The organism is Pseudomonas sp. BYT-1 (assembly GCF_023611805.1).
Taxonomy (GTDB): Bacteria; Pseudomonadota; Gammaproteobacteria; order Pseudomonadales; family Pseudomonadaceae; genus Aquipseudomonas; species Aquipseudomonas guariconensis.
In genome coordinates, this window is record NZ_CP072559.1 from 2380864 (window position 1) to 2393904 (window position 13041).

General features: G+C 64.2%; 13 protein-coding genes. 5 read left to right on the top strand and 8 right to left on the bottom strand.

All coding sequences use genetic code 11. The features are described 5' to 3' along the window. The first annotated feature begins 37 nt into the window (after positions 1-37). Complete coding sequence (locus J5X93_RS10955; RefSeq protein WP_090342229.1) at positions 38-1366, top strand: MFS transporter; 1329 nt, start codon at positions 38-40, stop codon at positions 1364-1366. Positions 1367-1525: 159 nt separating this feature from the next. Here J5X93_RS10955 and cahR read toward each other — a convergent pair whose 3' ends face one another. Next, a complete protein-coding gene (cahR, locus tag J5X93_RS10960) occupies positions 1526-2524 on the bottom strand; it encodes a transcriptional regulator CahA (RefSeq protein WP_090342233.1) in 999 nt (332 codons plus the stop codon). 128 nt (positions 2525-2652) lie between these two features. Between cahR and pssA the strand changes: the two genes are divergently transcribed. Continuing rightward, positions 2653-4023 (top strand): CDP-diacylglycerol--serine O-phosphatidyltransferase, encoded by a 1371-nt coding sequence (gene pssA, locus J5X93_RS10965; RefSeq protein WP_052352490.1) that lies wholly within the window; start codon positions 2653-2655, stop codon positions 4021-4023. Here the strand turns inward: pssA and J5X93_RS10970 are convergent. The 3 genes from J5X93_RS10970 to J5X93_RS10980 form a co-directional block, all read right to left on the bottom strand. Then, positions 4007-4516 (bottom strand): HvfX family Cu-binding RiPP maturation protein, encoded by a 510-nt coding sequence (locus tag J5X93_RS10970; RefSeq protein ID WP_090342236.1) that lies wholly within the window; start codon positions 4514-4516, stop codon positions 4007-4009. The two genes, pssA and J5X93_RS10970, sit on opposite strands and share 17 nt — an antisense overlap. A gap of 156 nt (positions 4517-4672) precedes the next feature. Continuing rightward, entirely contained in the window at positions 4673-5959 is a 1287-nt protein-coding gene (locus J5X93_RS10975) for an ATP-binding protein (RefSeq protein ID WP_102082332.1), read from the bottom strand. Continuing rightward, positions 5956-6696, bottom strand: a complete 741-nt coding sequence (locus tag J5X93_RS10980) for a response regulator (protein WP_182940979.1) — start codon at positions 6694-6696, stop codon at positions 5956-5958. Before J5X93_RS10980 ends, J5X93_RS10975 begins: the two co-directional genes overlap by 4 nt. Before the next feature lie 216 nt (positions 6697-6912). Here J5X93_RS10980 and J5X93_RS10985 point away from each other — a divergent pair, with 216 nt between their 5' ends. Continuing rightward, positions 6913-7185, top strand: coding sequence for a DUF2790 domain-containing protein (locus J5X93_RS10985; RefSeq protein ID WP_043213683.1), 273 nt, complete (start codon positions 6913-6915; stop codon positions 7183-7185). Further along, positions 7175-7705, top strand: coding sequence for a thioredoxin family protein (locus tag J5X93_RS10990; protein ID WP_052352489.1), 531 nt, complete (start codon positions 7175-7177; stop codon positions 7703-7705). Before J5X93_RS10985 ends, J5X93_RS10990 begins: the two co-directional genes overlap by 11 nt. Before the next feature lie 31 nt (positions 7706-7736). Here the strand turns inward: J5X93_RS10990 and J5X93_RS10995 are convergent, their stop codons facing one another. Both J5X93_RS10995 and J5X93_RS11000 read right to left on the bottom strand, forming a co-directional pair. Further along, positions 7737-8882, bottom strand: a complete 1146-nt coding sequence (locus J5X93_RS10995) for an MFS transporter (protein ID WP_102082334.1) — start codon at positions 8880-8882, stop codon at positions 7737-7739. 107 nt (positions 8883-8989) lie between these two features. Then, the gene (locus J5X93_RS11000; protein WP_043213679.1) at positions 8990-10672 is read right to left on the bottom strand and encodes an amidohydrolase; all 1683 of its coding nucleotides are present in this window, start codon (positions 10670-10672) and stop codon (positions 8990-8992) included. Between the two features lie 232 nt (positions 10673-10904). Between J5X93_RS11000 and J5X93_RS11005 the strand changes: the two genes are divergently transcribed. After that, entirely contained in the window at positions 10905-11528 is a 624-nt protein-coding gene (locus J5X93_RS11005) for a TetR/AcrR family transcriptional regulator (protein WP_043213676.1), read from the top strand. Between the two features lie 51 nt (positions 11529-11579). Here the strand turns inward: J5X93_RS11005 and J5X93_RS11010 are convergent, their stop codons facing one another. After that, positions 11580-12428 (bottom strand): shikimate dehydrogenase, encoded by an 849-nt coding sequence (locus tag J5X93_RS11010; RefSeq protein ID WP_250034844.1) that lies wholly within the window; start codon positions 12426-12428, stop codon positions 11580-11582. Continuing rightward, positions 12425-12874 (bottom strand): type II 3-dehydroquinate dehydratase, encoded by a 450-nt coding sequence (gene aroQ, locus J5X93_RS11015; RefSeq protein WP_043213671.1) that lies wholly within the window; start codon positions 12872-12874, stop codon positions 12425-12427. Before aroQ ends, J5X93_RS11010 begins: the two co-directional genes overlap by 4 nt. Positions 12875-13041 lie beyond the last annotated feature (167 nt).

Here is a 13041-nt window from a genome sequence, read left to right on the forward strand (position 1 = left end):
CGAAATCTCGTTTGCTGCCCGCCCTGGGAGGTGCGCGATGATCACCATGAGCGCCCGTCACCTTGACCTCCCGGCACAGGACGCCGAACGCCAGGCGCTGCGCAAGGCCGCGCGAGCCAGCTTCATGGGCAACTTCGTCGAATGGTTCGACTATGCCGCCTATGGCTACCTGGCCACCATCATTGCCGCCACGTTCTTCCCCGATGCCGACAAGACCACTGGCCTGCTGGCCACCTTTGCAGTGTTTGCCCTGTCCTTCATCGTCCGGCCGTTGGGCGGGGTGGTCTGGGGACATTTCGGTGACCGCCATGGGCGGCGCAACGCGCTGTCGTGGTCGATCCTGATCATGTCGGTGTCGACGTTCTGCATCGGCATATTGCCCAGTCATGCGCAGATCGGCGTGTGGGCACCGTGCCTTTTGCTGCTGATTCGCCTGGTGCAGGGTTTTTCCGCCTCCGGCGAGTATGCCGGGGCCTCGGCGTTTCTGGCCGAATACGCGCCAGCAGGCCGTCGCGGGCTGTACACCAGCATCGTGCCGGCCAGCACTGCCGCCGGGTTGCTGTTCGGCGCCGCGTTCGTCGCCGCCTTGCATGCGCTGCTCAGCACCGAGGCCTTGCACAGCTGGGGGTGGCGCCTGCCATTTTTGCTGGCTGCACCGTTCGGCCTGGTGGGGCGCTATATCCGCATGAGTCTGCAGGACACGCCGAAATTCCTGGAGATGGAGCAGCGCCTGGAAAGCAAGGGCTGCGCGGGCGCCACACCGCTGCGCGAATTGCTGACCCTGCACCGGCGCAGTGTGCTGATCGGCATTGGCGTGACCTGCCTGAATGCGGTGGCCTTCTACCTGCTGCTCAGCTACATGCCCACATACCTGTCCAACGAAATGGGCATGAGCGAGCGCGACTCGTTCATTGCCTCGACGGTGTCGCTGGCAACTTACATCGGGTTGATCTTCCTGATGGGGCGCTTGTCGGACCGCTTTGGTCGCAAGCCCATGCTGGTGGTCGCCTCGCTGCTGTTTCTGGGGCTGACGGTGCCGCTGTTCAGTTTGCTCGATCATCAGCCGCTGTTGGTGATCCTGGCGATCCAGATCCTGTTCGGTGCGATGCTGGCGATGAACGACGGCACCTTGCCCTGCTTGCTGGCGGAGATTTTTCCCACACGTGTGCGTTTCAGCGGGTTTGCCTTGAGCTTCAACATCGCCAACGCGCTGTTCGGTGGCACCGCGCCGTTCATTGCCACCTGGCTGATCCAGGTCACTGGCAACAAGCTGGCTCCGGCGGGCTACCTGCTGGTCGCTGCGGTGGTGGCACTGGTGGCTATGCTGGCCTGCCGGGAAACGGCGCATCGTGCGTTGCAGGATTGACTGCGCAGAGCGCCCAGCGCTCCCAACCGGTAGGACGGGTGTTTGCGAGCAATCCAGAACCTGTGGGAGCGGGGTTCACCTGCGAACATCGGCGGAGCCGGTGCCAGGTGCCGCCGGGAAACCTTGTTCGAGGTGAACCCTACCTTCGTTAGCAACCCGTCAGTGCAACGACGCCTGTCGCCGCTCTCCGAGCGGTGACAGGCCAAAGAACCGGCTGTAGCTCTTGGAAAAATGCGCAGGCGAGGTAAAGCCACAGGCCAGGGCGATTTCCCGCACCTTGGCGTCGCTGCGCAGCAGCATCTCCCGCGCCCGTGACAGACGTAGCTCCAGGTAGTACTGGCTGGGGGTGCGCTGCAGGTACTTGTGAAACAGCCGCTCCAGTTGGCGCACCGTCACCTCGTTGAGGGTTGCCAGCTCTTCCAGCCCCAGGGGTTCTTCCAGGTTGGCTTCCATGATCGCCACCACCTGGCTTAGCTTGGGTTGCGCATTGCCGAGGCGGGTGCGCAGCGGAACCCGCTGGCGGTCACGCTCACCACGCACCCGGTCGCACAGCAACAGCTCGGCCGCCTTGGCGGCGATGGCTTGGCCATCGGGCAGGCGGGCGACCAATTGCAACATCATGTCCATGGCGGCCACGCCGCCGGAACAGGTGTAGCGGTCGCGATCGAGCTCGTACAGTTGGTTGGAGATGACGATGCCGGGGAAACGCTCCTTGAGCGCTTCGATGTCTTCCCAGTGGATGGTGCAGCGGTAGCCTTTGAGCAGCTGCGCCCGTGCCAGCAGGTAGCTGCCCGTGCAAATTCCACCCAGGGGTACCCGCTGGCGGGCGAGTTGTCGCAACCAGTCGATCAGCGGGCGGCTGTCACGGTCGTTGGCAATGGGGTTGGCACCTACCACGAACAGGGCATCCAGTGCGGGTGCGTCGGCGATGCCATGGTCAGGCAGCACGCGCATGCCGTTGCTGGCGGTCACAGGTTCCGGCGTGGCGGCGACGACTACGGTGCGAAACAACGGGCGGCAGGCGGCCAGGTTGGCCATGCGCAGGGTCTCGACCGCCGAGGCCAGGCCGATGGTGGTGAAGTTGGGTTGTACCAGAAAGCCGAACGTCCTGGGTGGGGGGAGGGGGGAGGCAGGCTGCGCAGAGCAGGGCTGGACCATGTGCGATTTACCTGTGCAAGCTGAGGCGTCGTTGTTTCCGGGCTATAAGAAAAAACCAGCCTTGAGGAATTCTTGTTGTTCTATGCCGTGGCCGGCCCGATAGTACACCCGGATGACAAGGGGCCGGAATGCCCACGACCCGGAGCCCCTTTTGCACAGGAGACGACCGCTTGAACCGTAAATCCGTGCCGGTACCCCAGGAAGGCTTCGCCCTGGCCCCCGGTGCCATCGAGGTGTTGCCCGATGCGGCGAGCTACCGCACTCGCTTGCTTGAGCTGATTGCCAGCGCCACCCAACGTATTGTCATCGTCGCCCTGTACTTGCAAGAGGACGAGGCCGGCCAAGAAGTGCTCGACGCCTTGTACCAGGCCAAGGCGGCGCGACCAGCGCTGGAGGTTCTCGTCGTCGTCGACTGGTTCCGGGCCCGGCGCGGCTTGCTGGGGGCGGGCCGGCAACCGGGCAACGCGGCGTGGTACCAGGCCCAGCGTCAACGCCGAGGCCTTGATGTGGTCATCCATGGTGTGCCGGTACAGACCCGCGAGCTGTTCGGCGTGCTGCACCTCAAAGGCAGCATCATCGATGACCAGGTGCTGTACACCGGGGCGAGCCTGAACAACGTCTACCTACACCGCTTCGACCGCTACCGGCTGGATCGATACCACCTGTTCCACAATGCCGGGTTGGCTGACGCCATGGCCGGCCTGGTGCGGCAGATACTGGCAAGTACCGCGACACCGCGCCTGGACTTGCCTGCACCGCCGACGACCAAACGCCTGCGTGGTGCGATTCGCCGGCTGCGAGCGCGTTTGAGGCACATGGCCTACGACCTGCCCGTGGCTCCGGCCCGGGAAGGGCTGCGGGTGATCCCTCTGTTGGGCATCGGCCGAGGCAATCCGCTCAACCGCAGCGTGTGCGCGCTGCTTGCGGCTGCGCGTTCGCAGATCGTGCTCAGCACACCGTACTTCAACCCGCCCCGTGTACTGATCGCCGAGATCGACCGGGCGCTGGCCCGTGGGGTGACGGTGGAGATGATCATCGGTCACCGAACCGCCAACGATTTCTACGTCGCCCCCGGGCAACCCTTCACCGCCAGCGCCGCCTTGCCCTATCTGTACGAGGACAACCTGCGCGCCTTCGCCCATCGGCGTCAGGGCGCCATTGCCAGCGGCCAGCTGCAGGTGCGGATCTGGAACGATCCGGGGCACACCTTCCATGCCAAGGGCGTGTGGATCGACGAACGCTACAGCTTGCTCACCGGCAACAACCTCAATCCCCGTGGGTTCAATCTGGACCTTGAGAACGGCCTGTTGATCGATGACCCCCAGGGACAGTGGCTCGCCCCCCGTGAGGCCGAACTCGAAAGGATCCGTCGGCACGCCCCCCGGCTGTCGTCGGCCGAGGAGCTGGGCGAGGCCGGCGAACACCCGCGCGAAGTGCTCAAGCTGCTGCGGCGGCTGCGCTACAGCCGCCTCGAGCCATTGATCAGGCGGGTGCTCTGACGCTCATTGGCTGGAACCGGCCGCGCAGCCAGTGATCCAGGCTCAGGCGGCCGGCCCCTTTGAGCAACAGTGGCAGCAAGGCCACCAGATAGATGACCGGCAGCTTGAAGTTGCCGTAGCCCTGGTTGGTAATCGCATAGCCCTGGGCAAGCTCGGCCAAGCTCGACCACTGCGCCGGCCAGTGCACCGCGGCGATAGCCACTACTGTCACCACCATCAGCACGGCCGAGGCCAGGCGCGTGCCCAGGCCGAGCAGCAGCAACAGCGGGCAGATCAATTCAGCCCACAGCGAGAGCTGCCAGTTCACATTGGCTGGCAATAGGTTGAACGGGAAGGGAAAACTCGCTTGCAGATCAGTGAACCAGTTGGCGCCGTTAAATTTCTCGATACCCGATTCGAAGAACTCCCAGGCCAGGAACAGGCGCAGGGGCAGGTCGGCGCTCCAGGTACCGAGGCGATCCAGGGCGTTAAAGGCGCGGGGCAATGCGTTCATGGTCAGGCTCTCTTGTCAGCAGGTTGGAGAACTCGAGCCCTGGGGGCTCGAGGTGTGACAAGGAGTGTGTGCGGCGAGGGTATCTGCAGTGTGTCCAGGGCAGTGGCGTTATGTATCGGCGTGTAGTCGAAGCCGGGGCCGGGACGCGGCCCCACGTCATCTGAGCTCGATCTGCGCGCACAGCCCGCCGCCAGCGCGGTTGCTCAAGGTCAGTTGCCCTCCCATGGCCTGGGTCAGTTGCTGAGCGATCGCCAGCCCCAGGCCGGTACCTCCGGTGCTGCGGTTGCGGGAACCTTCCACCCTGTAGAACGGTTTGAGCACTTCGGCCAGCTCATCGGCGGGAATGCCAGGCCCTTCGTCGAGCACACGGATCAAGGTGCCGTTCCCGGTGTGTTCCACCTCAAGCTGCGCGGCACCTGCGAACTTCAGCGCATTGTCCACCAGGTTCACCAGCACCCGGCGCAGGGCATGGGGGCGGGTGTGGAGGGTGACATCGGTGGCACCCAGGCGCTCGACCTTTGCGCCGCTGTCCTGGTAATCGAAGACCAGGCTGTCGAGGAAGGCATCGAGCTTGATGCGGCAGGGCGCCTCGGTGCTGCTGTCCATGCTGCGCGCGTACGCCACGCCTTCGCGCACCAAGTGTTCCATGGCGCTCAGGTCGCTCCAGAGTTTGTCCTTCTCCAGGCCGTCGTCCATCACCTCCACCCGCAATTTCATGCGCGTGATGGGGGTTTGCAGGTCATGGGAGATGGCCGCCAGCAGTTGCATGCGCTCTTTGAGGTAGGCCGCGATGCGCGCCTGCAGGGCGTTGAAGGCGACGGCCGCGTAGCGCACCTCTCGGGGGCCGCTTTCGTCCAGTTGGGGGCCGGGTTTGTCCGGGTCCAGATCGTCCACCGCACGGGCCAGCCGGGTCAGTGGACGGATCGCCAGACGCACGGCCAGCCAGGTGCAGCCCAGCAGCACCGCCAGCTGGATCAACAGCACCACCGGCAGCCATTTGGCCAAGGGCACGCCGGCCGGCGTGACGTCGATGGTCAGCGGCGCGCCGTCCGCCAGGCGCAGGTGGGCCTGAAAATGCGCAATGGGGCCCGGGATCTCCTGGAAGGTCAGGCGATAATCCTGGCCGATCGCCTTGACGATCGACTCGGCGGCCATGGGCGGGTCCTCGCTGGCCATGGCCTGGCCACTGAGGCCTTCACTGAGTTGATAGCGATAATTTTGCCGTTGCAGGCGTGGCAGCCAGGCAGCACGTTCGTTTGCTGGCAAGCGCTCGAGGATCGCCACCGAGGTTGCCACGTCTTGCTCCAGGTTGTTGAGCATCATCGAACGGCTGCTGACGTAGCGCTCGTAGAACTGCAGGCCGAACGACAGCCCGTAGGCCAGCACCAGCCCGGTGAGAAAGATCAGCGCCAGGCGCGAGGCAAGGGTACGGGGCCATCTCATAACGGCGACTCGAGTAACTGCACCGGCAGGGAGAACACATAGCCCTCGCTGCGTACGGTTTTGATGCAGGTGGGTTCGCGGGCGTCGTCGCCCAGGCGTTGGCGCAGGCGGCTGACCAGCAGGTCGATGGAGCGGTCGAAGATATCCGCCTCGCGGCCCTGGGTGAGGTTGAGCAGTTGTTCGCGGCTGAGCACCCGCTGGGGGTGGTCGAGAAACACCCGCAGCAGGCGATACTCCGCGCCGCTCAGAGCCACCAGGGTGCCGTCGGTGTCGAGCAGGTGGCGGGCGGTGGTGTCCAGCCGCCATTGGCCGAAGCCGATCAGTCGGCTGCTTTCGCTGATGGTCAGGTTGGGCGGCAGCATCCGCGTGCGACGCAGCACGGCGTTGATGCGCGCCAGCAGTTCACGCGCCGAGAAGGGTTTGGTGAGGTAGTCGTCGGCCCCCATCTCAAGGCCAATGATGCGGTCGGTCTCATCGTTGCGTGCGGTGAGCATCAACACAGGCGTGTTGCGGTGCTTGCCGGCGCGCAGTTCACGGCACAGCAGCAGGCCGTCGTCGCCGGGCATCATGATGTCGAGCACGATCAGGTCGACCGTGTTGTTCTCCAGGAAGGCGCGCATTTGCCGGCCATCGGCGACGATGCTGGTGCGCAGGCCGTTCTTCTTCAAGTAATTGCCGACCAGCTCGCGGATTTCGCGATCGTCGTCGACGATCAGGATGTGATCGACATGTTCCATCGGAGGGTTCCTGTACAGGGTTGGATAGGCGCAGTGTACCGAGCGTTGTGGCCCTTGCGGACCGGGCTTTGTATTGCAGTGTATCCGTCGGCGGTGCAGATACAGCACAAGGCAATAGGAGGCCTTTGCGGACACAGCCCGGATACCCGCCAGCGGTGAAATGGCTCTCGACCGGGGAAGACTCCCCACCGCATAAACACTCGCAGGAGAGATGCCATGACCACCAAGACTTTTGCCATCGCCGCCTTGTTTGCCTTGTCCAGTTTGGGCGCCATCGGTGCCCAGGCAAGCCCGCAACCGATGCAGGACAACGTGATGCAATACCGCTATGGCGATCATCTGGATATCCAGAAAGTACTCTCTACCCAGGACGACCAGGCCAACGCCTGTGGCGTGGTCACCACCCGCATGGATTACCTGGACTCCCACGGCCAGCGTCAGAGCGTCGAGTACCGTACCTACGCCACCGGCGGCTGCCATGAAAATTGACCGGCGCATGCTGATCAAGGTCGGCGGGTTGGGCATGGGACTGGTTGGGCTTGGCCTGGCCGGTTACCTGGCGGCGCGGGACGGGCAGGGCGCCATGCCTTCGCTGGCCGGCGCCAGCCAGTGGCTGAACTCGGCGCCGCTGGATGCCCCGGCGCTCAAGGGCAAGGTGGTACTGGTGGATTTCTGGACCTGGGATTGCGTCAACTGCCAGCGCAGCCTGCCCTATGTCAACGACTGGTCTCGGCGCTATGCCGACCAAGGGCTGGTGGTGATCGGGGTGCATACGCCGGAATACGACTATGAGCATGATCTGGGCACCCTGCGCCAGAAGGTGGCCAGTCTAGGCATCGGTTATCCGGTAGCGGTGGACAACGACTACCGGATCTGGAACGCCTGGGGCAACCAGTTCTGGCCAGCCCATTACTTCATTGACCGTCAGGGACAGGTGCGCCATGTGCATTACGGCGAAGGCGGCTATGACGGTCAGGAGAAGGTGATACAGGCGTTGCTGGCTGAGTGACCGCGTATCTTGGGGCGCTTGGCGCCCCTTTTCATAGGGCCTTCTGCCGCTCGCGCATGCCCGCCATGCACTTGAGCAGAAAACCGATGGTCACCGCACTGGCTGCGGTGATGAAGATCGAAGGCTTTCCGGTCACCTGCAACAGCATCGAGATGAACGCTGGCGCAACTGCAGCCGCACTGGCCAGCGTGATCGGCACCAGTGGGGTGAACTGGCCTTGGGGGTCGTTGGTGGCGATGGCGCCCATGTAGTAGCTCAACGCCAGGGCCCAGCCGAAGTTCAGGATGAACAGCGCCACGAACAGGCTGATCGCGCTCGGTGTACCCCCGGCGAGCAGGACGATGGCCAACAGCACCAGCAACGAGCCAAGGCCGATCATCGGCCCGCGGCTGACCCGTGCCCCCAACAGGCTCGGCAGACCCGAGCCAGGCAGGCCGCCCAGCACGCCCATGCCGAATGCCCAACCCACCTCCACGGCGCTCAGGCCTTGGTCATGCCCCAGCTGATCGAGGAAGCCCCAGACGCTGTAGATCGCCAGTTGCAGGAACAACATACCCAGCAATGAATAGCGGCCGATGCGCGCCGATCCCTGACCGCTGGCGGCCAGCACGGTGCCGCGGGTGACGGCGTGGCAGACCGGTAAGGCGATGCAACTGACGCTGATCAGGCCGAACCAGCCCGCCATCGAGGCGATTGCCAGCGAACTGCCGAACGCTTCGGCCACCAGCGGCAGGGTGGCGGCTGAGAACGCGAAGATGCCTGTCTGCAGGAACAGCACCAGGCCAAAGGAGCGGTCCTGTCCCGGCAGGCGGCCGAGGTCGTTGAGGGCATTGGCGTACAACAGGCCCCCGCCAATCCCCGCGAGCAGGCGCCAGGCAAGTACCGGGGTGAAGCTGGCGCTTTGCGCCGTGAACAGATTACAGGCCAGCGCCAGCAGCGCGGCCAGTAGATAGACGCGGCGCTGGCTACCTTGCCGAGCCAACAAGGGGCTAAGCAGGGTACCCAGGACCAGGCCACCCATTTCCATGGCGATCACCAGGCCTTGCTGGCTGAGGGAAAGGGCCAGGCGTTCGGCCAGCAGGCCGATGAACATGGGTTGAACGCCAATTACGATGATGGCCGTGCTGGCGATGAAGATCAGAGAAGCACGCTGGAGCCGGGAATTGTTGTTGTGCATTGTGGGGTCCCGATGAATGAAATGGCTGATGCGTGTCGCAGTGGAGCGCCCCGCAGCCCGCGCGTTGGCGCGACACTGCGAAGCGGCTTGGGACGAAGGGCCTGGGCTCAGGTCAGGGCGCGGCTCAGCTGGTCATGGGTGACTTGGCCGTTCATCAGGGTCAGCAGAACCTCGGTCTTGCCGATCTGGTAGCGGTCCAGCTCGAACAAGTCCTGTTCCAGAATGATGATGTCCGCGCGCTTGCCTTCGCTGATCGAGCCGATCTCTTTCTCCAGGCCCAACTGGTAGGCGCCATTGATGGTGTAGGCGGCGATCAGCTGGGGGATGCTCAGCTTCTCGTGGATGTCCGGCATCACCGGGGCATCGGGCTCGCCCGCCAACTGCCGGGTATGTCCGGACTCGATGTGCTCCACCGGTCGATGCTGGCAGCGGCACTGGCAGGCCAGCCCGTCCATGCCGATGGACACGGTCACGCCCTGTTCGATGAAGCTGCGGAACTTGTACATCGAGGCCCAGCGCTGCGGGCCATAGGACTTCTGGATCGCCTGGGTATAGGCGTCGACCACACCCCACTGCAGCTGGGTATTGGCCATTACGCCGATGCGGCGAAAACGCGGGATGTCGTCCGGGTGGGTGAGGAACGCGTGGGTGATCACATGGCGACGGTCACGTGGCGGGTTGCTCGCGCTGACACGCTCGAACACATCCAAGGCCATGCGCACGGCGCCATCGCCCACGGCGTGGACCATCACATCGATGCCGTTGAGGTCGGCCTCGCGCACGTGCCGCTCGAAGGTTTCCTCCGGCATGGTGGTGCTGCCGCAGCTGTGCGGCTTGTCACAGTAGGGCTCGAGCAGGTAGGCGGTGTGGTTCATCTCGGTGCCGTCGAGCATCAGTTTCAGCGCCTGGGCCTTGACCAGAGGGCTTGCGTACTCAGCGCGCAGGGCCTTGAGACTGGCCACCGGGTCCGGGTCGGTGCCCATGTCGATGTAGCTGCCGACCACCCGGAGCTTGAGGCGTTGCTCGTCTTCCAGGCGCATCAGGGTCTGGTACAGCAGCGACTGATCGCCGCTCGGGTCGAGGAAGCCTGCGTCGAACACGGTGGTGATGCCGGCGGCGACCAGTTTCTCCTGCCACAAGGCGATCGAGCGCAGGTACAGATCGATGCCGACAGGCAGATAACCCAGGTCGCTCAGGCGCTGCATCAGTAGCGAATAGGCCGCGCCATCGACGATCAGGCCGGTGGGTTCGCCGGTGTGCGGGTCCTTCTCGAACCAGCTGGCGCCTTCTTCCACCGGTGGCGTGTCACGGTCGATGCCTGCCAGCTCCAGGGCCTTGGAGTTGACCCACATGGAATGGTAGTCGGTGGACAACAGGCACACTGGCTTGTCGGCACAGATCGCGTCCAGGGTTTCGCGGCGCAGCATGTCCCCAGGCACCAAGGCCTGGACCCAACCCATGCCGGTGATGGCCTTCTCGTTGGGGTTCTCGTCCACGTAGCGCTTGAGCGCAGCCAGCACCTGATGGGGGTCTTCATGGTTGACGAAGGCCTGATGGGCGAACGCGGTGGTGGAAAAGTGCCAGTGGGATTCGACGAAACCTGGCAGCACCAACTTGCCCTGGGCGTCGAGCATGCGCGTGGCAGGGCCCTTGAAAGCCAGCACGCTACGGTCGTCGCCGACATGCACGATACGCTCGCCGCGCACCGCCACGGCGCTGGCCCAGGGGCGGTGCGGATCGACGGTGTAGATACGGGCGTGGTGGATGATCAGGTCGGCATGTTCAGTCATGGCGGTACTCGTGGGGCTGGGCGAGGGAGGGCCGCGGACGACAGGCGAGGGTAGGCATTGCAAGGCTCCCGCTGGTTGTTGTTGTCGGGCAGGGTGCGGCCGGTACGGCGTGGTCGGTCGATCACGTGGAAATATTTTTTAATCCATAAAAACTTTTAGTCAATAAAATTTTTAATCGAATGAGTTTGCCGTTATGCTGGGCGCCCACCCGCCAACGCCAGCCAGGAGAGCCATGAGCGGATTGCGCGAACAACAAAAGGCCCTGCGCCGCCAGGCCATCAGTCAGTCGGCCCTTAGCCTGTTCGAGAGCCAAGGGTTCCAGACCACTACCATGGAGCAGATCGCCCGTTCGGCGGCGGTCTCGGTGCCTACGGTCTTCGCCTATTTCGGCAGCAAGCAGGAGATCCTTCTGGAGAAACTGCGCGAGGCGGATCACCGCGCCATCAGCGCCGCGCGCCAGCGCATCCCCGAGCTGGACGACCCGATCGACACCATTTGCTATTTCGAGCGTTGCCTGACCGAGTTCGCCTTCGAGGTGCTGTCGCCTGCGTTGTGGCGCGAGATCCTGCCCCAAGTGATTGCGCTGCTTGGGCCTGATCAGTCGGCGTTGCCTGCGCCCTACAAGCGGGTCAACGATGCGTTGGTGAGCGAGATCGCTGCGCTGTTGGACGAGCTGCGCGGGCTGGGCAAGTTACGCGCCGATCTGGATGTCGACTATGCCGCCTTCATGCTCAACGACTATGGGCACCTGCAACTGCTGCGCCTGTGCCGCAGCGAGCCCATGGACTTGGAGCGGTACTGGCGCGAGGTGCGTGAATCGACTGCGTTCATGGTGCGTGGGATGCTGCCCGCCTGATGACGTGCAATCTGCTTCGCGGGTACGGCGATGTACCCGCGAGCAGGTACCTCACCCCAGGCGTGCGAAATGCGCTTGCATGCGCCCGGCATCGGCGGTTCGGCCGGTGAACAGCTCGAATGCCTTGACTGCCTGGAATACCGCCATGCTGCTGCCATCGAGCGTGCGACATCCCAGCGCCCGGGCATGGCGCAGCAGCTCGGTTTCCAGCGGGAAATAAATGATTTCGGCCACCCACAGCCGGGCATGCAGCAGCGCCACGGGCAGGGGTGTGCCGGGCAGCTTGGCCATGCCCACCGGGGTGGTGTTGACCAGCCCGTCCGCCGTAGCCATGGCGGCGGCCAGGTCCGTGCCGAGTGACGCCCGGCCTTCGCCGAAGCGGGCGCTGAGGTTGCCCACCAGCGCCTGGGCGCGCGCGCTGTCCACATCGAACAGCACCAAATGGCGTACGCCTTCACCAAGCAGCGCATGAGCCACCGCCGAGCCCGCGCCGCCGGCGCCCATCTGTACCACCTGGTCACGTGCCACATCCGGCAGGCCCCGGCGCAGGCCTTCGGCAAAGCCCAGGCAGTCGGTGTTGTGGCCGACCCGCTTGCCGTCTTTGAGCACGACAGTGTTCACCGCACCGATGCCTTCAGCCTCTTGCGACAGCTCATCGAGCAGCGGCAGGATCGCCTGCTTGAACGGGTAGGTGATGTTGAGGCCGGTAAACCCGGTGCGCTGGGCCGCATCCAGCAGGCCGGGCAAAGCGCTGTCATCCAGGCCCAGCTGGTCGGCGTCGATCAACCGGTACAGGTAGCGCAAGGCTTGGGCGTCGCCCTCGTGCTCGTGCAGCGCCGGGGTCCGCGAGGCTTGGATACCACGGCCGATCAGCCCGGCCAGGACAGTGTTCGGGTTCATCCGCGTGGCTCCTTGAGCAGTTGGGCGAAATGCGTCAGGGCCAGGCGGTAGCCGTGGCTGCCAAGGCCACAGATCACGCCCACGGCGATCGATGACACGAAGGAGAGGTGACGGAACGGCTCGCGCTTGTGCACGTTGGAAAGGTGCACCTCGATGACTGGCAACTCGCTCGCCGCCAAGGCATCGCGAATGGCTACCGACGTGTGTGTCCAGGCGCCGGGATTGATCAGAATGCCGGCACAGCGTCCGCGTGCGGCGTGTGTCCAGTCGATCAGCTCGCCTTCATGGTTGGTCTGGCGAAATTCGATTTCCAGGCCGAGCGCGTGTGCGCAGTCGGCACAGCCTTGGGCCAGGTCGGCGAGGGTTTCCTGGCCATACTGGTCGGGCTCGCGGGTGCCGAGCAGGTTCAAGTTGGGGCCGTTGAGCACGAGGATTCGGGGCGTCATGGCGGGGCATCGCTTTGTTGTTTTTGGATGCCCCGATATATGTACCACCTGGTTAGTTTCGTCAATTTCCTTCGTTTGCCCCGCAGCGAATGTGTGCGGTTATCGGATAGTGTCGTCCTTCGGCCTCCCTTTCAAAATTGTAATTTTGCCGCCACCGAGCCGATAGG

Bases quoted from the DNA above. Each gene is read 5' to 3' on its own strand.
- J5X93_RS10975 (WP_102082332.1), bottom strand. From the start codon at position 5,959: ATGAGATGGCCCCGTACCCTTGCCTCGCGCCTGGCGCTGATCTTTCTC.
- J5X93_RS11000 (WP_043213679.1), bottom strand. From the start codon at position 10,672: ATGACTGAACATGCCGACCTGATCATCCACCACGCCCGTATCTACACC.
- J5X93_RS10970 (WP_090342236.1), bottom strand. From the start codon at position 4,516: ATGAACGCATTGCCCCGCGCCTTTAACGCCCTGGATCGCCTCGGTACC.
- aroQ (WP_043213671.1), bottom strand. From the start codon at position 12,874: ATGACGCCCCGAATCCTCGTGCTCAACGGCCCCAACTTGAACCTGCTC.
- J5X93_RS10955 (WP_090342229.1), top strand. From the start codon at position 38: ATGATCACCATGAGCGCCCGTCACCTTGACCTCCCGGCACAGGACGCC.
- J5X93_RS10980 (WP_182940979.1), bottom strand. From the start codon at position 6,696: ATGGAACATGTCGATCACATCCTGATCGTCGACGACGATCGCGAAATC.
- J5X93_RS11010 (WP_250034844.1), bottom strand. From the start codon at position 12,428: ATGAACCCGAACACTGTCCTGGCCGGGCTGATCGGCCGTGGTATCCAA.
- cahR (WP_090342233.1), bottom strand. From the start codon at position 2,524: ATGGTCCAGCCCTGCTCTGCGCAGCCTGCCTCCCCCCTCCCCCCACCC.
- J5X93_RS10990 (WP_052352489.1), top strand. From the start codon at position 7,175: ATGAAAATTGACCGGCGCATGCTGATCAAGGTCGGCGGGTTGGGCATG.
- J5X93_RS10995 (WP_102082334.1), bottom strand. From the start codon at position 8,882: ATGCACAACAACAATTCCCGGCTCCAGCGTGCTTCTCTGATCTTCATC.
- J5X93_RS11005 (WP_043213676.1), top strand. From the start codon at position 10,905: ATGAGCGGATTGCGCGAACAACAAAAGGCCCTGCGCCGCCAGGCCATC.
- J5X93_RS10985 (WP_043213683.1), top strand. From the start codon at position 6,913: ATGACCACCAAGACTTTTGCCATCGCCGCCTTGTTTGCCTTGTCCAGT.
- pssA (WP_052352490.1), top strand. From the start codon at position 2,653: ATGCCCACGACCCGGAGCCCCTTTTGCACAGGAGACGACCGCTTGAAC.